The organism is Bradyrhizobium niftali (assembly GCF_004571025.1).
In the GTDB taxonomy this organism is placed as follows: domain Bacteria; phylum Pseudomonadota; class Alphaproteobacteria; order Rhizobiales; family Xanthobacteraceae; genus Bradyrhizobium; species Bradyrhizobium niftali.
The window spans coordinates 36,193-55,410 of record NZ_SPQT01000036.1 but is presented as its reverse complement, the minus strand read 5'-3'; the positions used below and the strand labels follow the sequence as shown (position 1 = coordinate 55,410).

Annotated in this window: 17 protein-coding genes; 10 read left to right on the top strand and 7 right to left on the bottom strand. The window is 65.3% G+C overall.

The features are described from left to right. Positions 1–5 precede the first annotated feature (5 nt). From E4K65_RS40300 to E4K65_RS40260, 9 genes are all read left to right on the top strand, one after another. Positions 6–1,301, top strand: coding sequence for a glutamate-5-semialdehyde dehydrogenase (locus E4K65_RS40300; RefSeq protein WP_135178825.1), 1,296 nt, complete (start codon positions 6–8; stop codon positions 1,299–1,301). 23 nt (positions 1,302–1,324) lie between these two features. Then, positions 1,325–1,969, top strand: coding sequence for a nicotinate-nucleotide adenylyltransferase (locus E4K65_RS40295; RefSeq protein WP_027547559.1), 645 nt, complete (start codon positions 1,325–1,327; stop codon positions 1,967–1,969). Positions 1,970–2,177: 208 nt separating this feature from the next. Beyond that, positions 2,178–2,534 carry a ribosome silencing factor gene (gene rsfS / locus E4K65_RS40290; RefSeq protein WP_027547558.1) on the top strand — a complete coding sequence of 119 codons (357 nt, stop codon included), beginning with the start codon at positions 2,178–2,180 and terminating at the stop codon, positions 2,532–2,534. Between the two features lie 95 nt (positions 2,535–2,629). Further along, complete coding sequence (rlmH, locus tag E4K65_RS40285; protein ID WP_027547557.1) at positions 2,630–3,112, top strand: 23S rRNA (pseudouridine(1915)-N(3))-methyltransferase RlmH; 483 nt, start codon at positions 2,630–2,632, stop codon at positions 3,110–3,112. Between the two features lie 33 nt (positions 3,113–3,145). Beyond that, on the top strand, positions 3,146–4,498 hold the full coding sequence (locus E4K65_RS40280; RefSeq protein ID WP_135178824.1) for a murein hydrolase activator EnvC family protein: 1,353 nt from the start codon (positions 3,146–3,148) through the stop codon (positions 4,496–4,498). Beyond that, positions 4,495–5,850 carry a S41 family peptidase gene (locus E4K65_RS40275; RefSeq protein ID WP_027547555.1) on the top strand — a complete coding sequence of 452 codons (1,356 nt, stop codon included), beginning with the start codon at positions 4,495–4,497 and terminating at the stop codon, positions 5,848–5,850. The genes E4K65_RS40280 and E4K65_RS40275 overlap by 4 nt, the downstream gene beginning before the upstream one ends. 159 nt (positions 5,851–6,009) lie before the next feature. Further along, complete coding sequence (locus E4K65_RS40270; RefSeq protein WP_135178823.1) at positions 6,010–7,233, top strand: divergent polysaccharide deacetylase family protein; 1,224 nt, start codon at positions 6,010–6,012, stop codon at positions 7,231–7,233. Positions 7,234–7,309: 76 nt separating this feature from the next. Then, positions 7,310–7,816, top strand: a complete 507-nt coding sequence (locus tag E4K65_RS40265) for an RNA pyrophosphohydrolase (protein ID WP_027547553.1) — start codon at positions 7,310–7,312, stop codon at positions 7,814–7,816. 104 nt (positions 7,817–7,920) lie between these two features. After that, on the top strand, positions 7,921–8,424 hold the full coding sequence (locus E4K65_RS40260) for an RNA pyrophosphohydrolase (RefSeq protein WP_135178822.1): 504 nt from the start codon (positions 7,921–7,923) through the stop codon (positions 8,422–8,424). 167 nt (positions 8,425–8,591) lie between these two features. On the opposite strand, the gene E4K65_RS40255 is transcribed toward E4K65_RS40260, so the two are convergent. The 6 genes from E4K65_RS40255 to E4K65_RS40230 form a co-directional block, all read right to left on the bottom strand. Further along, the gene (locus E4K65_RS40255; RefSeq protein ID WP_135178821.1) at positions 8,592–10,235 is read right to left on the bottom strand and encodes an adenylate/guanylate cyclase domain-containing protein; all 1,644 of its coding nucleotides are present in this window, start codon (positions 10,233–10,235) and stop codon (positions 8,592–8,594) included. Between the two features lie 164 nt (positions 10,236–10,399). After that, complete coding sequence (locus E4K65_RS40250; RefSeq protein ID WP_135178820.1) at positions 10,400–10,807, bottom strand: F0F1 ATP synthase subunit epsilon; 408 nt, start codon at positions 10,805–10,807, stop codon at positions 10,400–10,402. A gap of 136 nt (positions 10,808–10,943) precedes the next feature. Continuing rightward, a complete protein-coding gene (gene atpD, locus E4K65_RS40245; RefSeq protein ID WP_011083272.1) occupies positions 10,944–12,377 on the bottom strand; it encodes a F0F1 ATP synthase subunit beta in 1,434 nt (477 codons plus the stop codon). Between the two features lie 82 nt (positions 12,378–12,459). Continuing rightward, positions 12,460–13,332, bottom strand: a complete 873-nt coding sequence (locus E4K65_RS40240) for a F0F1 ATP synthase subunit gamma (RefSeq protein ID WP_027547548.1) — start codon at positions 13,330–13,332, stop codon at positions 12,460–12,462. 175 nt (positions 13,333–13,507) lie between these two features. After that, entirely contained in the window at positions 13,508–15,037 is a 1,530-nt protein-coding gene (gene atpA / locus E4K65_RS40235) for a F0F1 ATP synthase subunit alpha (RefSeq protein WP_135178819.1), read from the bottom strand. Then, positions 15,037–15,597 carry a F0F1 ATP synthase subunit delta gene (locus tag E4K65_RS40230; RefSeq protein WP_135178818.1) on the bottom strand — a complete coding sequence of 187 codons (561 nt, stop codon included), beginning with the start codon at positions 15,595–15,597 and terminating at the stop codon, positions 15,037–15,039. The genes atpA and E4K65_RS40230 overlap by 1 nt, the downstream gene beginning before the upstream one ends. A 660-nt stretch (positions 15,598–16,257) precedes the next feature. On the opposite strand from E4K65_RS40230, the gene E4K65_RS40225 reads away from it, so the two are divergent. After that, positions 16,258–16,758 (top strand): septal ring lytic transglycosylase RlpA family protein, encoded by a 501-nt coding sequence (locus E4K65_RS40225; protein WP_135178817.1) that lies wholly within the window; start codon positions 16,258–16,260, stop codon positions 16,756–16,758. A gap of 137 nt (positions 16,759–16,895) precedes the next feature. Here E4K65_RS40225 and E4K65_RS40220 read toward each other — a convergent pair whose 3' ends face one another. Beyond that, positions 16,896–19,106 (bottom strand): primosomal protein N', encoded by a 2,211-nt coding sequence (locus tag E4K65_RS40220; RefSeq protein ID WP_135178816.1) that lies wholly within the window; start codon positions 19,104–19,106, stop codon positions 16,896–16,898. Between the last annotated feature and the right edge of the window lie 112 nt (positions 19,107–19,218).

Genomic DNA, 19,218 nt, shown 5'->3' with positions numbered 1-19,218 from the left:
ACCCCATGGCCGCCCCCCTCAAAGCCGTTGACGGCAATGCCGATCTCCAGGCGCTGATGTCCGATCTCGCCACCCGTGCCCGCGCTGCCGCGCGTGTGCTGGCGCTGGCGCCGCCGGAGCAGAAGAACCGGGCGCTCGAGGCCATGGAGCGGGCGATCCGCGCGAACGCGGCGACGATTCTCGCCGCCAATGCCGAGGACGTTGCGGAGGCGCGCGCCTCCGGCAATGCGACCTCCTCCTTCATCGACCGCCTGACGCTCACATCGGCGCGGGTCGAATCCATGGCCGAGGGTATCGGCATCGTGCGCGGCATCGCCGATCCGGTCGGACTCGTCACCGAGAGCTGGCAGCGGCCGAACGGCATGACCATCGAGCGCGTGCGCGTGCCGCTCGGCGTCGTCGGCGTAATCTTCGAAAGCCGGCCGAACGTTGCAGCCGATGCCGGCGTGCTGTGCCTGAAGTCGGGCAATGCCGTGATCCTGCGCGGCGGCTCGGACAGTTTTCGTTCGTGCCGCGCCATCCATGAATGCCTGGCGCAGGGCCTGCGCGAAGCGGGCCTCCCCGAAGCCGCGATCACGCTGGTGCCGACGCGCGACCGCGCGGCGGTCGGCATGATGCTGTCGGGGTTGAACGGCGCGATCGACGTGATCGTGCCGCGCGGGGGCAAGAGCCTCGTCGCGCGCGTCGAGCAGGAGGCGCGCGTGCCGGTGTTCGCGCATCTCGAAGGCGTCAACCACGTCTATGTCGATGCCAGCGCCGACCTCGCCATGGCGAAGTCGATCGTGCTCAACGCCAAGATGCGGCGTACCGGCGTCTGCGGCGCGGCCGAGACGCTGCTGGTCGATCGCGCGGCTGCCGCAACGAGCCTGAAGCCGCTGGTCGGGATGCTGATCGAGGCCGGCTGCGAAGTGCGCGGCGACGATGCCGTGCAGAAGACCGATGCGCGGGTCAAGCCTGCCAGCGAGGACGATTGGGACACCGAATATCTCGACGCGATCATCGCGGCGAAGGTCGTGGACGGCGTCGACGGCGCGATCGCGCATATCCAGAACCACGGCTCGCATCACACCGACGCGATCGTGAGCGCGGATGAGACTGCCGCGAAGAAATTCCTGAGCGAGGTCGATTCCGCGATCGTGCTGCACAACGCCTCGACGCAGTTCGCCGATGGCGGCGAGTTCGGCTTCGGTGCCGAGATCGGCATCGCCACCGGTAGATTCCACGCCCGCGGTCCTGTCGGCGCCGAGCAGCTCACGAGCTTCAAATATCGCGTCCACGGCACAGGTCAGACGCGGCCGTAAGTCATGTCGCGAGGCGTGGGGCATTGAGTAACAATTTCGTCGCGCCACGTTTCTTCGCGCAGGCCATTCCGCCCTACACCGAAGGCATGCGCGTCGGCCTGCTCGGCGGCTCGTTCAATCCGCCGCACCAGGCCCATCGCGCGATCAGCCAGTTCGCGCTGAAGCGATTGCAACTCGATCGCGTCTGGTGGCTGGTGACGCCGGGCAATCCGCTGAAGGAGAACGGCAATCTGCACGAGCTCGGCGCGCGCATGCAGGCCGCGCGCGACGTCGCCAGCGATTCCAGGATCGAGGTGAGCTGTCTCGAATCCGTCATTCGCACGCGCTACACTATCGACACGATCAACACCTTGCGCCGCCGCCTCTCGGGCTTGCGCTTTGTCTGGATCATGGGCGCCGATAACCTCGCTCAATTCCACCGTTGGCAGCACTGGCGGCGCATCGCCGACCAGGTGCCGATTGCGGTCATCGATCGCCCGCCGCAGAGTTTTCGTGCCCTCGCCTCGCCCGCCGCTCAGGCGCTTGCGCGCTATCGCCTGCCCGAGAGTGAGGCGGCATTGCTTGCGGATCGGCCGGCGCCGGCCTGGGTCTTCCTGACGGGATTGAAGCTGAACCTGTCCTCGACGGGCTTACGGAACCCGGACGGGAGCTGGAAAGGTCCGAAGTGAGACGGAGTGTGTGGATGGAGTGTGGGCTTGGGGCTCTCTGGCATATTGAAACCCTTAACCCCACATGATGTAGTGTAACCAGTGAGGGCCGGATTCGGCTCTCGCGATACAGTGAAAGGAATGGTCCCTGGCCACATCTGTATTGTCCAAGTCTGTTTTACCCAAGGTTGCTAAGCCTACGCGTAAAACATCGACCAAAGCTGCGGCCTTGAAGGCGCAACCCGACGCCGACAAGACGCTGAGCCTGATCCTCTCCCGCCTCGAGGATATGAAGGCGGAAGAGACGGTCACCATCGACCTTCGCGGCAAATCGGCGTATTCCGACTACATGATCGTCACCACGGGCCGGGCCAACCGGCACGTCGGCGCGATCGCGGAAAACGTCACGAAAAGCCTCAAGGAAAACGGCATCAAGAGCATCCACGTCGAGGGCTTGCCCAATTGCGACTGGGTGCTGATCGATTCCGGCGATGTGATCGTGCACGTGTTCAGACCCGAGGTCCGCGAGTTCTACAATCTCGAGAGATTGTACACGCAGGGCCCAGGGGCGGCGAAGGCGATCTAGGCTCACTGAGCCGATTTCGAATCGGCTGACGCGCATGCTAGCGTCGTGCGCGCGCATATTGCGCGCGGTCTTGAAAACGCGACCCTGAAGATATCATGCGTGTTGCTGTCATTGCGGTGGGCCGGCTGAAGCAGGGCCCCGAACGGGAGCTTGCCGACCGCTATTTCGAGCGGTTCGACGAGGCCGGCCGCAAGCTCGGATTCCGCGAGCTGTCGATCCATGAAATCCCCGAGAGCCGCGCGCGCGACACCGCGACGCGGATGGCCGAAGAGGCTGCGGCGATCTCCGCGCACATCCCGGACAAGTCGATCCTGGTGGCGCTGGACGAACGCGGCCAGAATCTCGATTCAACCGTATTCGCACGGCATCTCGGGCGCTGGCGCGACGAGGGTGCCGGTCATACTATCTTCGTGATCGGAGGGGCGGACGGACTTTCGCCCGAATTGCGCCGTAAGGCCAAGCTCGCGATCGCGTTCGGCTCTGCGACCTGGCCGCACCAAATGGTCCGCGTCATGCTTCTGGAACAGCTTTATCGGGCCGCCACCATCCTGGCCGGCCACCCCTATCACCGCGCGTGATCCGCGCCACAACGAGCACCTTTGCCTAGAGCGATGCGAGCGCCTGTTCTCAACCTGCTGCTGATCGCTGGCCTCACGGGCGCAAGTGTCTTGGACGCAAGTGTCTTGGACGCAAGCCTCGCGCAAGCTCAGACGCCGCCGGCACCGCAGACCGCAGCCGTCTCGCCCGATGCGATCAAGCAGCGCGAGCAGGAGCTGGAGGCCGCGCGCGCCAGGCAGAAGAGCGCGGAAGAGGCGCAGGCCAAGCTCAAGGCCGAGATCACCTCGCTCGGCCAGGACCGCACCCAACTGAACCAGCAGCTGATCGACACCGCCGCCAATGTGCGCTCGGTCGAGACCAAGATCGACGAAGCCGAAGCGCGGCTGAAGACGCTGAACGGCCGTGAGCAGCAGATGCGCACGTCACTTGATTCGCGCCGCGCCGACATCGTCGAGGTGCTGGCGGCCTTGCAGCGCGCCGGCCGGCGCACGCCGCCGGCGCTGCTGGTGCGGCCCGAAGATGCGCTGCAATCGCTGCGCACGGCAATGCTGCTCGGCGCCGTCGTGCCGGAATTGCGCGGCCGCGCCGAAAAGATCGCGAGCGAGCTCGGCGAGCTCGTGGCGCTGCGCAAGAACATCGCCACCGAACGCGATCAGCTCGCCTCCGACCGCGACAGGGTCCGCAACGACCAGAGCCGGCTCGCCGCCCTGGTCGACGAGCGGCAGCGCCAGCAGGCCGCGCGCGAAAAGGACCTGGATGCCGAGAACTCGCGCGCCATCATGCTTTCAAGGCAGGTCGGCGATCTCCAGGGGCTGATCACCAAAATGGAGCAGGACCTGCAAAGTGCCGCCAAGGCGGCCGAGAAGGCGGCTGAGGCCGCCAGGCAGGCCGAGGCAAAGGCGGCCGCCAGCGCCAAGTCCGGCCCGGCCGCTTTCAAGGACCGCTCCCGGACCACCCCCGCAATCGCCTTCGCGTCCGCCAAGGGCCTGCTGCCTCTTCCGGTTAACGGTAACAAGATCCGGGATTTTGGCGGTTCCGATGGGGTCGGCGGGGTCCAGAAGGGCATTTCGCTCGCGACCAAGCCCGGCTCCCAGGTCACGACGCCGTGTGACGGCTGGGTGGTCTATGCCGGCCCGTTCCGCAGCTATGGACAACTCTTGATCCTCAACGCCGGGGGCGGGTATCATGTCCTGATCGCCGGGATGGAGCGCATTTCGGTCAACATCGGACAGTTTGTGCTCACGGGGGAGCCGGTCGCGACCATGGGGTCGACATCTCAAGTCGCCTCCATTCTCGCCACGAACGCGAGTCAACCTGTGCTGTATGTCGAGTTCCGCAAAGACGGGACTCCAATCGATCCAGGCCCATGGTGGGCCGCAAATGAAGGCGAGAAGGTTCGCGGATGATGCGCAAGACTTCAGTTATCCTCCTCAGCGCCGCCACCGGTGCGGCGCTGACGCTGTTCGTGACCCAGCCGCGCGCGGTCTTCATGGGCTCCAGCGCGCGAGCCGCCACCGCGGACACCTATCGCCAGCTCAATCTGTTCGGCGACGTCTTCGAGCGCGTGCGCTCCGACTATGTCGAGAAGCCCGACGACACCAAGCTGATCGAATCCGCCATCAGCGGCATGCTCACCGGCCTCGATCCGCATTCGAGCTACATGGACGCCAAGAGCTTCCGCGACATGCAGGTGCAGACCCGCGGTGAGTTCGGCGGCCTCGGCATCGAGGTCACGATGGAAGACGGCCTGATCAAGGTTGTCTCGCCGATCGACGACACGCCGGCCTCGCGCGCCGGCATCATGGCCAACGACATCATCACCAATCTCGACGACGAAGCGGTGCAGGGCCTGACCCTGAACCAGGCGGTCGAGAAGATGCGCGGTCCGGTCAACACCAAGATCAAGCTCAAGATCATCCGCAAGGGCCAGGACAATCCGCTCGACGTCACCTTGGTGCGCGACAACATCCGCGTCCGCTCGGTGCGCGCCCGCATCGAGGCCGACGACATCGGCTATATCCGCATCACCACCTTCAACGAGCAGACCACCGAAGGCCTGAAGCGCGAGGTCGCCAACCTCTCGAATCAGATCGGCGACAAGCTGAAGGGCTACATCATCGACCTCCGCAACAACCCGGGCGGCCTGCTCGAGGAAGCGGTTACCGTCTCCGACTCGTTCCTGGAGAAGGGCGAGATCGTGTCGACCCGCGGTCGCAACGCCGAGGAAACCCAGCGCCGTACCGCGCATGCCGGCGACCTCACCAAGGGCAAGCCGGTCATCGTGCTGGTCAATGGCGGCTCCGCCTCGGCGTCCGAAATCGTCGCCGGCGCGCTGCAGGACCACAAGCGCGCGACCATCGTCGGCACGCGCTCGTTCGGCAAGGGCTCGGTGCAGACCATCATCCCGCTCGGCTCGGGCAACGGCGCGCTGCGGCTGACCACGGCGCGCTACTACACGCCGTCGGGCAAGTCGATCCAGGCCAAGGGCATCGTCCCCGACATCGAAGTACTGCAGGACGTGCCGGATGAGCTGAAGTCGCGCACCGACACCAAGGGCGAGGCTTCGCTGCGCGGCCATCTCAAGAACGACGGCGACGAGAAGACCGGCTCGCAGTCCTACGTCCCGCCGGACGCCAAGGACGACAAGGCACTCAAGCTCGCCGACGACCTGCTCCACGGGATCAAGAACAGCGCCTCCGCAGCGCCCACACCGGGTGCCGACAAGGCCGCGACCGACAAGCCCAAGGCCGCGAATTAGGTCGGCGAACCAAGTCGGCGTACCGCGCGATCCAACGCAAAGGGCGGCTCCTCGAGCCGCCCTTTTTGCTTGGAACGCCTGGCATCCCCGGCCTATCCCGGCCTGCCGTCGCTTGACCTCGGCGTGGTATCGTCATTGGTGAGTGATTCGGGATCGCGCATGACTGAAACGGCCGATGATCTGAGCGCCCCGCTCGGACAGGACAAGCCGCGCCGGAAACGGCGGCTGCGGCTGCCGTTCACGGCCATGCAGGCGCTCGCCGCGCTGCTCGGCCTTTTGCTGGTCACCTTTGCCGGCTTCGCCATCTTCAACAAGGATCCGCTCGGCGGCGAGCCGATGACCCGGATCGCGATCCGCGAGCCCAAAGCCACGGACGAGAAGCCGGCCGCCTCCGGCCACGGCCAGGACAGCAAGCAAGAGGGCAAGCACGAGACCAGGGAAGCGCCGAAGCAGGCCGCCCCCGGCGAGCAGAAGACCGTCACAATGATCGACGGCTCCACCGGTGCGCGCCACGACGTGGTGATCGGCGCCGGCGAGGCCACCGACAAGGGCGAGGCGGCCTCCGCACCGCCGCCCGTCATGGCGGGGGTCGACCCCAAGCTGCTGGAGAAATCGCGCTACGGCATGATCCCGGTGGCCACCGAGGGATTGAAGCCGTTCAACGTCTACGCGGCCGACGCCGACCGCGCCAAGGCCGCCAAGATGCCGGTGGTCGCGATCGTGATCGGCGGGCTTGGCGTCGGTGCCGCCAAGACCACCGACGCGATCATGAAGCTGCCGGCCGCGGTGACGCTGGCCTTCACGCCTTATGGTTCCGATCCCGGCAAGCTCGCCGAGCGGGCCCGCACGCAGCGCCACGAGATCTTCCTCCAGATCCCGATGGAGCCCTACGACTTCCCGGACAACGATCCGGGCCCGCAGACGCTGCTGACCTCGCTCAGCGCCGACCAGAACATGGACCGCCTGTACTGGCACCTGAGCCGGATGCAGGGCTATGCCGGCATCACCAATTTCATGGGCGCCCGCTTCGTGGCGACGGACGCGGCGATGCAGCCGATCATCCGCGAAGCGGCCAAGCGCGGCCTCGGCTTCTTCGACGACGGCTCCTCGCCCCGCAGCATCGCGCCGCAGGCCGCAGCGAGCCAGGCGATGCCGTTCGGCAAGGGCGACATCGCGATCGACGTGGTGCCGACCCCGGCCGAGATCGACCGTGCGCTGAACAAGCTCGAATCGGCGGCGCGCGAGCGCGGCGCGGCCATCGGCACCGCCTCCGCCCTCCCCGTCTCGATCGAGCGCATCAGCGCCTGGACCAGGACATTGGGCGACCGGGGTATCCTATTGGTGCCATTGACAACCGCGATGCTGAAATCAAAATCGAGCTAAATCAACGAATTGGTACGGCACAGCTCCAGGCGGGGCAGGTCAAGCCCTACCGAGAGCACGCAAGAGGTCTGGCGGAATGGCGCGTTACGAGGATCTGCCCTACCGGACCTGCGTCGGAGTGATGCTGATCAACACGAAGGGGCTGGTGTTCATCGGCCGCCGCGCCGGCGGCATCGAGCATGTCGACGACGCCCATGTCTGGCAGATGCCGCAGGGCGGCGTCGATCCCGGCGAGGACACCTGGGAGGCCGCCAAGCGCGAGCTCTATGAGGAGACCAGCGTGCGCTCGGTCGAGCGGCTCGGCGAGGTTCCGGACTGGCTGATCTACGACATCCCGCGCACGGTTGCGGGGCGCGCCTGGAAGGGCCGCTACCGCGGCCAGCGCCAGAAATGGTACGCGGTGCGCTTCACCGGCAAGGACAGCGAGATCAACGTCGAAAACCCCGGCGGTGGCGGCCACAAGGCCGAATTCGTCAGCTGGCGCTGGGAGCCGATGAAGAATCTGACCGGGTTGATCATCCCGTTCAAACGCCCGGTCTATGAGCGCGTGGTGAAGGAGTTTTCCGCGCTGGCGGAGGAATAGTTTGCACCGTCACTCCGGGGCGTGCGAAGCACGAACCCGGGATCTCGGAATTCCGGCGCTGGTCTTTCGGACCGTCCCGGAATGACGATCAGAGAAGTGACCGCATGTCGAACGACAACAAACCCTACCGTCCCAATGTCGGGATCGCGCTGTTCAATGCCGATGGCCGCGTGCTGATCTGCCACCGCTTCAAGGGCGACGGCCCCGAGATCATCCTGCCGGGCCTCGACTGGCAGATGCCGCAGGGCGGCGTCGATGAAGGCGAGAATTTGCGCGACACCGCGATGCGCGAGCTCTGGGAGGAGACCAGCGTGACCAGCGCCGACTATCTCGGGGAGACCGACTGGCTCACCTATGAGTTCCCGCCCTATGACGGCCCGCAGACTCATCGGCTGGCGAAGTTCCGCGGCCAGCGCCAAAAGTGGTTCGCGCTGCGCTTCACCGGCAAGGATGACGAGATCGATCCGCTGACGCCGCGCAACGACCAGCCCGCAGAGTTCGACGCGTGGCGCTGGGAGCGCCTCGACCGCGTCGCCGATCTCGTGGTGCCGTTCCGCCGCGAGGTCTATCAGGCCGTGGCGAAGCAGTTCGCGCCCTTCGCCAACTAAAACGTCGAAAACAACCCCATGCACAGTAGAGTGGGGGTTGGAATCATTCGAGGATTTTCGCCGGAGATTTGTGTGTGAGGGATCCACCATTCTCTCGTTCCCTCCCCCGCAAGGGGGAGGGAACGTACCGCCGTCGCGGCACTAGTCGGGCCTAATCTCAAGCAGCGCTAATTGATCGGTCCCACCGTGAACGGGCCGATCGCGATCACGTGGCAGTCGCTGTCGCGCCGGGCGCAATCGGCCAGCGCGGAATTGACGGCGGTCTGCTCGTCGGCGGCCTTCAGGCCAAGGCCGGGACGGCCCGCGGTGCCGACGGCAATGGCATTCCAGCCCATGGCGTCGGCGAGCTTGCGCACGACATCGCTACGCGCGTCCGCCACGATCGAAGCGTTGGAAGCGGCATTGAAGAAGCCGGTGGTCCTGAACAGGGTCGGGATCGGCACGACGAAATTGTCGTCGATCGCGACGACCAGGCAGGCGACGCCCGCGATCGCGCCGCACGATTCCAGGGAGCGCCGCGCCGCGTCGTCGGCGGACGAGGCGCCCAGTACCATGAAATATTGTCCGCCCGGGCCGAGCGCGACCGAGCGGGATTTCGCCGCCGGCACGAACATGTTCTCGAGCCGGACTTTCTGGGGATCGCGCACCATCGGAAAGTCCTTCGGCGCGAACGGCCGCTCGGTCATGGCATCGTGCCGCACCCAGGGCTGCGGCGGCATCGGCGGCTTGCCGTGGATGTAGACCACGGTGTTGCCGACCGCATAGAGCTCGCAGCGCCGCGGCGATTGCGCGGCATCGGCGCGCTTCTGGCACTGGTCGAGCGCGGCGTTGCGCGCGGCCTCCTCGTTCGCCTGGTTCAACGCCGAGCCGGTGAAGCCGCCGATATTGAGCGCGAAGGCCTTGTAGTCGCCGGCGGCGGCATAGTCGCCAGCCAGGTAGTTGCGGACGCGCTCGTTGATGAAGGGCACACTGTCGGCGGCAAACTTGCCTGAGATCGGCGAGGCGGATGGCGACGGCGCGGGCATTGGAGCCATCGCCGCGCTGGCGTTCGGCGCCATCGGTGTCATCGGCGCCTTTGCGATCTGGGTCGCTGTCGGGCTCGGCGCAGCACTTGGTGTCGCGGCCGGCGTCACTGCGGCGGTCGCCGTCTGCTTGAGCTTGGTGTTGTAGAGGAAGCCGGTGACGCCGATGGCGACGATCGAGACGACTGCGACCACAAGCGGCCACATCCACACGGGTGCGGCGGCCAGCTTGGAGGCGGGCTTCTTCAGCTGCGGCTTCGAATAGGTGCCGTCCTCGCGCCGCATCGCCACCATGTAGGCGTGCACCGGCGTCGGGATGTTCTTCACCTCCTGTTCGCCGATATCGGCGAACTGCACCGACAGCTTGTTGGCGACCTGCTCGTGCACGGCACGGGAGACGCAGATGCCGCCGACCTCGGCGAGGCCTTCCAGCCGCGCGGCGATGTTGACGCCGTCGCCGAGCAGATCGCCGTTGCGTTCGACCACGTCGCCGATGGTGATGCCGATGCGGAACGACATCTGCCGGCTCGGCGGATAGGCCATGTTGCGGGTCCGCAAGGACTCCTGGATGTCGATCGCGCAGCGCACCGCGTCCACCGCGCTCGGAAATTCCGCGAGCACGGCATCGCCGGCGGTATTGAAGATGCGGCCGTTCGCCTTTGCGATGAAATCGTCGATGACTTCGCGGTAAGAGGCGAGGCGCCGCAGCGTCTCCTCCTCGTCTTCCGCCACCAGCCTCGAATACCCGGCAATATCGGCTGCGAAAATCGCTGCGATCTTGCGTTTCATCTGCCACCGGCCCCCGGAACAAAATTCGCGGGCGAAGAATGCCGCTATCGGCGGCGCGGTGCAACAAAGTTTCAGCGCCCGCCACTTCCGTGACGAGCGCTGAATTTATTCAGGAATTTCTTGCAGGAATTTCGCGTTCGAGCCCCGAAGCGATGCCCCGGGGCTTAATGCATAGCCGTCGAGCTGAGCTGCTGCTGAATGCTCTTGAAGTGGTCGAGCCGCTCGATGGCCTGATCGAGTTCGCCGCCTTCGTGCTCCTTCAGCCCCTCTTCCATCTCCGCGATGGTCTCGGCGAACTGGGCACGGTCGAGCTCGTCCAGCGAGGTCGCAACGTCGGCGAGCACGGTCAGGCCCTTCTCCGAGACTTCGGCAAGACCGCCGAGCACGATGATCTTCTCGTGCCTGCCGCCGGTGGTGACGGTGAGGATGCCGGGCCGGATCGCAGCCACGACCGGCGCATGCCCCGCCAGCACGCCGAAGTCACCCTCGACGCCGGGGATGTCGACCTGGTCGACCTCACCCGAGAATGCGAGCTTTTCCGGAGAGACGAGATCGAAGTGGAAGGTGGCCATGGGTGTTTCCGCTTGCTTTGCCTGTCACCCGCGGGCCTGACCCGCGGGTCCATCCATCAAAATTCTCTTTCGATGGATCGCCGGGACTTTAGTTCGAAGACGTGCTTCGCGCTGTAGCCCGGCGATGACGAGATGCTTAGGCCGCTTCCGCCGCCAGCTTCTTGCCCTTCTCGACCGCCTCTTCGATGGTGCCGACCATGTAGAAGGCGGCTTCCGGCAGGTGGTCGTACTTGCCTTCCACCAGGCCCTTGAAGCCCTTGATGGTGTCGGCGAGGTCGACGAACTTGCCCGGCGATCCCGTGAAGATTTCGGCGACGTGGAACGGCTGTGACATGAAGCGCTCGACCTTGCGGGCGCGGGCCACGGTCAGCTTGTCCTCTTCCGAAAGCTCGTCCATGCCGAGAATGGCGATGATGTCCTGAAGCGCCTTGTAGCGCTGGAGCACCTGCTGGACCTGACGAGCGACCGCGTAGTGCTCCTCGCCGACGACCAGCGGGGAGAGCATGCGCGAGGTCGAGTCGAGCGGGTCCACCGCCGGGTAGATGCCCTTTTCGGCGATCGAGCGCGACAGCGTGGTGGTCGCGTCCAGATGCGCGAACGAGGTCGCGGGCGCCGGGTCGGTCAAGTCGTCGGCCGGAACGTAGATGGCCTGCACCGAGGTGATCGAGCCCTTCTGCGTGGTGGTGATGCGCTCCTGCAGCGCGCCCATGTCGGTCGCGAGCGTCGGCTGATAACCCACCGCCGAAGGAATACGGCCGAGCAGCGCCGACACTTCCGAGCCGGCCTGGGTGAAGCGGAAGATGTTGTCGACGAAGAACAGCACGTCCTGGCCCTTGTCGCGGAAGTCTTCCGCAATGGTCAGACCGGTGAGCGCGACGCGGGCGCGGGCGCCGGGCGGCTCGTTCATCTGGCCGAACACCAGCGCGCACTTCGACTTCACGCTCGGATCCGGATTGTGCGGATCGGCGTTGACCTTGGACTCGATGAACTCGTGATAGAGGTCGTTGCCCTCGCGGGTACGCTCGCCGACGCCGGCGAACACGGAGTAACCGCCGTGCGCCTTCGCGACGTTGTTGATCAGCTCCTGAATCAGCACGGTCTTGCCGACGCCGGCGCCGCCGAACAGGCCGATCTTGCCGCCCTTCGCATACGGAGCCAGGAGATCGACGACCTTGATGCCGGTGACGAGAATTTCAGCTTCGGTGGACTGGTCGGTGTAGGTCGGCGCTTCCTGGTGGATGGCGCGCAGGCCTTCCGACTTGACCGGGCCGGCTTCGTCGATCGGCTCGCCGATGACGTTGATAATGCGGCCGAGCGTGCCTTCGCCGACGGGAACGCGGATCGGCGAACCGGTGTCGGTCACTTCCTGACCGCGGACGAGACCTTCGGTGGTGTCCATCGCGATCGTGCGCACGGTGGACTCGCCGAGATGCTGGGCGACTTCGAGCACCAGGCGGTTGCCGCCGTTCTTGGTCTCGAGCGAGTTGAGAATGGCCGGGAGGTGGCCTTCGAACTGCACGTCGACGACGGCGCCGATGACCTGGGTGACGCGACCGGACTGGGCTGCCATTGAATGTCTCCTTCGATCCGAACTTCTAGACCACGGTCAATCGACCGGGATGTTGCGTTTGACGGGTACCGATGCGTCCTTGCTAGACGGCTTCGGCGCCCGAGATGATTTCGATCAGTTCCTTGGTGATCTGCGCCTGACGCGTGCGGTTGTAGACCAGCGTCTGCTTGCGGATCATCTCACCGGCGTTACGCGTCGCGTTGTCCATCGCGCTCATCTGCGCGCCGTAGAACGAGGCGTTGTTCTCGAGCAGCGCGCGGAAGACCTGGACCGCGAGGTTGCGCGGCAGAAGGCGCGTGAGGATCTCGTCCTCTTCCGGCTCGTATTCGTAAGACGTCGTGCTGGCGGCAGCGCCCTCCTCGACCACCAGCGGGATGATCTGCTGGGCGGTCGGGATCTGCGCGATCACCGAGCGGAAGCGCGAATAGAACAGCGTGCAGACGTCGAATTCACCGGCATCGAAGCGGGCCAGCACCTTCTTGGCGATGTCCTCGGCGTTGACGAAGCCGAGCTGGCGAACGCTGCGCAGGTCGAGATGCTCGACGATCTGCTTGTCGAACTGGCGGCGCAGCTGCTCGTAACCCTTGCGGCCGACGCAGAAGAATTTCACTTCCTTGCCCTGCGCCATCAGCGCCAGAGCGCGCTCGCGGGCGAGACGCACGATCGAGGAGTTGAAGGCGCCGGACAGGCCGCGCTCGCCGGTGCAGACCAGCAGCAGGTGGACCTGGTCCTTGCCGGTGCCGGCCAGCAGCGTCGGCGCGCCGGGCGAGCCCGCCGCGGCGCTGGCGATGTTGGAGATCACCGCGCTCATCTTGTCGGCATAGGGACGTGCAGCTTCGGCAGCGGTCTGCGCGCGGCGCAGCTTCGAGGCCGCGACCATCTGCATGGCCTTGGTGATCTTTTGCGTCGCCTTGGTGGAGGCGATGCGGACGCGCATGTCTTTAAGTGACGCCATTCTTCGTCCCCGACGGTTCGATCCCTCGCGGTCAAACCGCTAGCCTGTCTCTGTCGTCATGCCCGGGCCTGTCCCGGGCATCCACGTCTTCGTCTTTCCACGCGGCAAGGCGTGGATGGCCGGGATATCAAATGCGAAGACGCGCTTCGCGCTTTTGGCCCGGCCGTGACGGTTCTTACGCGAAGCTCTTCGCAAAACCTTCGACCACCGACTTCAGCTTGGCAGCGGTGTCGTCGGAGAGATCGCGGCTGTCGCGGATCGAATTGAGGATCTCGACGTTTTTGCCGCGCAGCAGCGAGAGCAGGCCGTCCTCGAACGCGCGCACCTTGTTGACCGGAAGCGGATCGAGATAGCCGTTGGTGCCGGCCCAGATCACGCAAACCTGCTCTTCCATCTTCAGCGGCGAGAACTGCGGCTGCTTCAGGAGCTCGGTGAGGCGCGAACCGCGGTTGAGCAGGCGCTGGGTCGAGGCGTCGAGGTCGGAGCCGAACTGCGCGAACGCCGCCATTTCGCGGTACTGCGCGAGCTCGCCCTTGATCTTGCCGGCGACCTTCTTGGTGGCCTTGGTCTGCGCCGACGAGCCGACGCGCGACACCGACAGACCGACGTTCACCGCGGGACGGATGCCCTGGAAGAACAGGTCGGTTTCCAGGAAGATCTGACCGTCGGTGATCGAGATGACGTTGGTCGGGATGTAGGCCGACACGTCGTTGGCCTGGGTTTCGATAATCGGCAGTGCGGTCAGTGAACCCGAGCCATGGTCCTTGCTGAGCTTCGCCGCGCGCTCGAGCAGGCGGGAGTGCAGATAGAACACGTCGCCGGGATAGGCTTCGCGGCCCGGCGGACGGCGCAGCAGCAGCGACATCTGGCGGTAAGCGACGGCCTGCTTGGACAGATCGTCATAGATGATGACGGCGTGCATGCCGTTGTCGCGGAAGAATTCGCCCATGGTGCAGGCAGTAAAGGGGGCAATGTACTGCATCGGCGCCGGATCCGACGCGGTGGCGGCGACGACGATCGAGTATTCGAGCGCGCCCTGCTCTTCCAGCACCTTCACGAACTGGGCGACGGTCGAACGCTTCTGGCCGACCGCGACGTAGACGCAGTACAGCTTGATGTTCTCGTCCGGCTGCGCATTGAGCGGCTTCTGGTTCAGGATGGTGTCGAGCGCGATCGCGGTCTTGCCGGTCTGACGGTCGCCGATGATCAGCTCGCGCTGGCCGCGGCCGATCGGGATCAGGGCATCGATGGCCTTGAGGCCGGTCGCCATCGGCTCGCTCACCGACTTGCGCGGAATGATGCCGGGTGCCTTAACGTCGACGCGCATACGCTTGTCGGCCTGGATCGGACCCTTGCCGTCGATCGGATTGCCGAGCGCGTCGACGACGCGGCCGAGCAGGCCCTTGCCGACCGGCGCGTCCACGATGGCGCGGGTGCGCTTGACGGTCTGGCCTTCCTTGATCTCGCGGTCGGCACCGAAAATAACGACACCGACGTTGTCGGTTTCGAGGTTCAGCGCCATGCCGCGGGTGCCGTTCTCGAACTCGACCATTTCGCCGGCCTGGACGTTGTCCAGACCATAGACGCGGGCGATACCGTCGCCGACGGACAGCACCTGTCCGACTTCGGAGACTTCAGCTTCCTGGCCGAAATTCTTGATCTGGTCCTTGAGGATCGCGGAAATTTCCGCGGCGCGGATGTCCATCAGCCTGCCTCTTTCATCGCGTGCTTGATCGAATTGAGTTTGGTGCGAAGCGAACCATCCACCATGCGGCTGCCCAGCTTGACGACGAGGCCACCGATGATCGAGGGATCGACTTTCACGTTCAGCGCGACGTCCTTGCCGGTCACCGACTTCAGGGCAACCTTGAGAGCGTCGAGATTCTTGTCCGAGAGCGCCTCCGCCACGGTGACATCCGCGGTCGCCTCGCCCTTGAACTTGGCGACGAGGGCGCGGTAGGCGCGGATGACGTCAGCCACCACGAACAGGCGGCGGTTGGCGGTCAGCACTTTCAGGAAATTGGCGGAGATGCCGGCGATGCCGGCCTTGTCCAGCACGGCCGTGAGGGCTCTGGACTGGGCATCGGCCGCAAACACCGGGCTGCGGACGAGGCGCTTCAGATCGGCGCTCTCGCTGAGCATGGCCTCGAACCTGTCGAGGTCGGCCTTGACCTCGTCGACCACTTTCTGGTCGCGGGCCAGTTCAAACAAGGCCGTTGCATAACGGCCGGACACACCGGAAACGGAGGTATCTTCTGCAGCCACAGACGTGCTCTTTTAGCTGTCAAATTCGCAAGGGAAAAACCGTCGCCACGAAGCGGCGCCTAGCGATCCAAGCCCTTGGAATTCAAGCGGGACTTCGATTTTCGACCAGCACGGGAAGTGCCGGGCTCGTTAAAATCGCGGCTTTGCTAACATAGCAGGCGCGCACGTGCAACATGACGCCAAATTAAAGGCATGACGTTCTGTCGCCAGTTCGTCGCAGCCGGCGATACGCAAACGACGAGCTGAGCACCGACTTGCACGACGACCTGCCGCGCCACGGAATTGCCGCGAGCCTTACGTCGCCGTCGCCCCCGATTGTTCCTGCCCTCAGCGCATAGCGGCCATGAACACGGATCGCTGAGGCGTGATTCCCGCCTCCTCAGTTCCACCCGGCGAATACTTATCCAACTCTAAACACGGGGAGCTATGACTTCGTTTTACAGTATTCGTAAGTAATACTGCAGTTAACGAATCGTTAAATCCAAATATTACGGAATATCGCCTGAATATCAGAACAGGTCACAAGATATTTCATGACGACAAAGAACAGATTTACTGCCCAATTCATGCCGCATTGCGAAAGGAAACGCCAATCCGCTCACAACCTGATGGGGGCTCCACTGGCCACATATGTGGCAATACTAGCTTAGGGACCATTAAATGCTGTCTTTCAAGACGTTGGGCACTGTGACCCGGCCGCGCACGGCGATCGCCTTTATTGCCGCAACTCTTCTCATTGGCGGAACCGCCACCGAAGCGTCCGCCAAATCCAGGCATCACCGGCACCATCATCGCCACCACGCCGCCCAGAACGACTCCAATGCCGGCTCGGATTGGCGCAACGCCAACGCGGCGATGACGCCGTCCTCGGGCACCGGGCACAGCTTCTCCGGCATGGCCTCCTATTACGGCAACGAGTCCGGCAGCAGGACCGCTTCGGGCCAGCGCTTCAACCAGAACGCCATGACCGCGGCGCACCGTTCGCTGCCGTTCGGCACCAAGCTGCGCGTCACCCATGGCGGCTCGAGCGTCATCGTCACCATCAATGACCGTGGCCCCTTCATTCGCGGCCGTGTCCTCGATCTCTCCACGGGTGCTGCCCGCGCCATCGGCCTCACCGGCGCCGGCGTCGGCCGCGTCACCGCGGAAGTCATCTCCTAGGGCGCATCACGCTTGAAACAAGCCCGCCGTCTTGGGGGACGGCGGGCTTTTTTGTTGCCGTCGGTAATGACGTGAGTGGAGCTTGCCGCTGCGTTCCCTCCCCCCTTGCGGGGGAGGGAGTGCAGAGTGCCCGATCGCTACAAAAAGCTCTGGGGATCGACGTCCACCTCTAACTTCAGATTGCCCTTCGGCTTCGGGCAGACGGCGAGCCAGTTGCGCAGATAGTCCGACAGATCGAAGCCGCGCGCCGATTTCACCAGGATACGGAAGCGGTAGCGGCCCTTGATCACGGCGAGCGGCGCTTCCGCCGGGCCCAGCACCACCACGCGCTCGTCGCGCGGCGCGAGCGCGACGAGGCGGCGGCCAAAGCCTTCCGCGCTCGGACGGTCGCCGGCCGAGATGATCAGGCTCGCGAGCCGACCGAACGGCGGATACAGCGTGCGCTCGCGCAGATCGATCTCGCTGTCGTAGAAGGCCTCGCGGTCGCAGGCGATCAGCGCCTTCATCACGGGATGATCGGGCTGGTGGGTCTGGAGATAGCCGACGCCGCGGCCCTGCTCGCGGCCGGCGCGGCCGATCACCTGGTTGAGCAATTGCCAGGTGCGTTCCGACGCGCGCGGATCGCCATTGGACAGGCCGAGATCCGCATCGACGACGCCGACCAGATTGAGCCGCGGGAAATTGTGGCCCTTGGCGACGAGCTGCGTGCCGATGATGATGTCGACGCGGCCCTCCGCGATCTCGGCAAGTTCGGAGCGCATGGTCTCGATCGAGGTGATGAGATCGCTCGACAGCACCATGGTGCGCGCCTCCGGGAACAGCGCCGCCGCTTCTTCCTGCAGGCGCTCGACGCCGGGGCCGACCGCGACCAGCGATTCCTCCGCCGAACAATTCGGACAGATATGCGGGCGCGGCATCGAGAAGCCGCAATGGTGACAGACCAGGCGCTGGCGGAAGCGGTGATCGACCAGCCAGGCATCGCAGATGGTGCAGGCGAAGCGGTGGCCGCAGGCACGGCACAAGGTCAGCGGCGCGTAGCCGCGGCGATTGAGGAACAAGAGCGCCTGCTCGCGCTTCTCGATCGCGGTCCTGATCTCGGAGGCCAGGCGCGGCGAGATGAAGCGGCCGCGCGCCGGCAGCTCGCGGCGCATGTCGATCGCCTCGATATGCGGCATGTGCTGGCCGCCGAAGCGCGAGGGCAGCGCGATGCGCTGATAGCGGTTCTTGCGCGCATTGACCTCGGATTCGACCGACGGCGTCGCGGAGGCCAGCACGATCGGAATTTTTGCGATATGCGCGCGCACCACCGCCATGTCTCGGGCGTGGTAATGCACGCCCTCGTCCTGCTTGTAGGCCTGGTCATGCTCTTCATCGACGACGATGAGGCCGAGATTGGCGTAAGGCAGAAACAGCGCCGAGCGCGCGCCGACCACGACCGGCGCGCTGCCCTCGGAGATCGCCGCCCAGTTGCGCGCGCGGGTGCGCGGGGTGAGCTCGGAGTGCCATTCGATCGGCCGCACGCCAAAACGCTGCGCGAAACGGTCGAGGAACTGGCCGGTGAGCGCGATCTCCGGCATCAGGATCAGCGACTGCCTGCCGCGGCGGATCGCCTCCGCCACGGCCTCGAAATACACCTCGGTCTTGCCCGAACCGGTGACGCCGTCGAGCAGCGCGACGTGGAAGGTGCCGTTGGCCGCGAGCGCGCGCATCGTATCGACGGCGGTGCGCTGGAGCGGTGTGAAGTCCGGCCGGCCGAAATCCGGATCGGGGGCCGGCGGCGGCGGAGGCGGCGGCATCGGCTCGACCGTGAGCGTGCCTTCGTCCACCAGGCCATCGATCACGCCGGCCGAGACGCCCGCCTCCTTGGCCGCCTCGGACTTGCCGTGCAGCAACCGGTCCGACAGCACCTCGATCACGCGTTGCCGCGCCGGCGTCAGCCGCTTGGGGGCATCGCCGACCAGGCGCACGCCGGGGCGCACCCGCTCGGGGCCGAGGTTTTCGCCCATGCGCAGGCACATGCGCAGCACCATGCCGCGCGGGCTCAGCGTGTAATTGGCGACCCAGTCGACGACCGAACGCAGCTCGGGCTTCAGTGGCGGGAGGTCGAGCTTCTCGTTGACCTCCTTGAGGCGGTTGTGCAGGCGCGGATCGGGATTGGCGTTCTCGGCCCAGACCACCGCGAGCACCTCGCGGGGCCCAAGCGGCACGCCGACGAGATCGCCGGCCTTCAGCTCCATCCCGCGCGGCACCTTGTATGAATAGGTCTGGTCGAGCGCGACCGGCACCAGCACGTCGACCATGCGGGTCGCGTTGGCGGAGGCGGCGCTGCTGCGGGACGTGTGGTCCATGAACTGAGAATCGGAACCCGGGGGCCTCAAGGCTAGCGCCGTGAGGCGGCCTTAGCGAACGATAAACGAGTGGGATGCGATATACTGTGCGGAATCACCACGTCCAGAGCGC

What these genes read in the sequence shown, in the direction of transcription:
- E4K65_RS40300 (WP_135178825.1), top strand. Translation starts at nt 6, where the DNA reads ATGGCCGCCCCCCTCAAAGCCGTTGACGGCAATGCCGATCTCCAGGCG.
- rlmH (WP_027547557.1), top strand. Translation starts at nt 2,630, where the DNA reads ATGCGTGTTGCTGTCATTGCGGTGGGCCGGCTGAAGCAGGGCCCCGAA.
- E4K65_RS40280 (WP_135178824.1), top strand. Translation starts at nt 3,146, where the DNA reads ATGCGAGCGCCTGTTCTCAACCTGCTGCTGATCGCTGGCCTCACGGGC.
- E4K65_RS40275 (WP_027547555.1), top strand. Translation starts at nt 4,495, where the DNA reads ATGATGCGCAAGACTTCAGTTATCCTCCTCAGCGCCGCCACCGGTGCG.
- E4K65_RS40270 (WP_135178823.1), top strand. Translation starts at nt 6,010, where the DNA reads ATGACTGAAACGGCCGATGATCTGAGCGCCCCGCTCGGACAGGACAAG.
- E4K65_RS40265 (WP_027547553.1), top strand. Translation starts at nt 7,310, where the DNA reads ATGGCGCGTTACGAGGATCTGCCCTACCGGACCTGCGTCGGAGTGATG.
- E4K65_RS40260 (WP_135178822.1), top strand. Translation starts at nt 7,921, where the DNA reads ATGTCGAACGACAACAAACCCTACCGTCCCAATGTCGGGATCGCGCTG.
- E4K65_RS40255 (WP_135178821.1), bottom strand. Translation starts at nt 10,235, where the DNA reads ATGAAACGCAAGATCGCAGCGATTTTCGCAGCCGATATTGCCGGGTAT.
- E4K65_RS40250 (WP_135178820.1), bottom strand. Translation starts at nt 10,807, where the DNA reads ATGGCCACCTTCCACTTCGATCTCGTCTCTCCGGAAAAGCTCGCATTC.
- atpD (WP_011083272.1), bottom strand. Translation starts at nt 12,377, where the DNA reads ATGGCAGCCCAGTCCGGTCGCGTCACCCAGGTCATCGGCGCCGTCGTC.
- E4K65_RS40240 (WP_027547548.1), bottom strand. Translation starts at nt 13,332, where the DNA reads ATGGCGTCACTTAAAGACATGCGCGTCCGCATCGCCTCCACCAAGGCG.
- atpA (WP_135178819.1), bottom strand. Translation starts at nt 15,037, where the DNA reads ATGGACATCCGCGCCGCGGAAATTTCCGCGATCCTCAAGGACCAGATC.
- E4K65_RS40225 (WP_135178817.1), top strand. Translation starts at nt 16,258, where the DNA reads ATGCTGTCTTTCAAGACGTTGGGCACTGTGACCCGGCCGCGCACGGCG.
- E4K65_RS40220 (WP_135178816.1), bottom strand. Translation starts at nt 19,106, where the DNA reads ATGGACCACACGTCCCGCAGCAGCGCCGCCTCCGCCAACGCGACCCGC.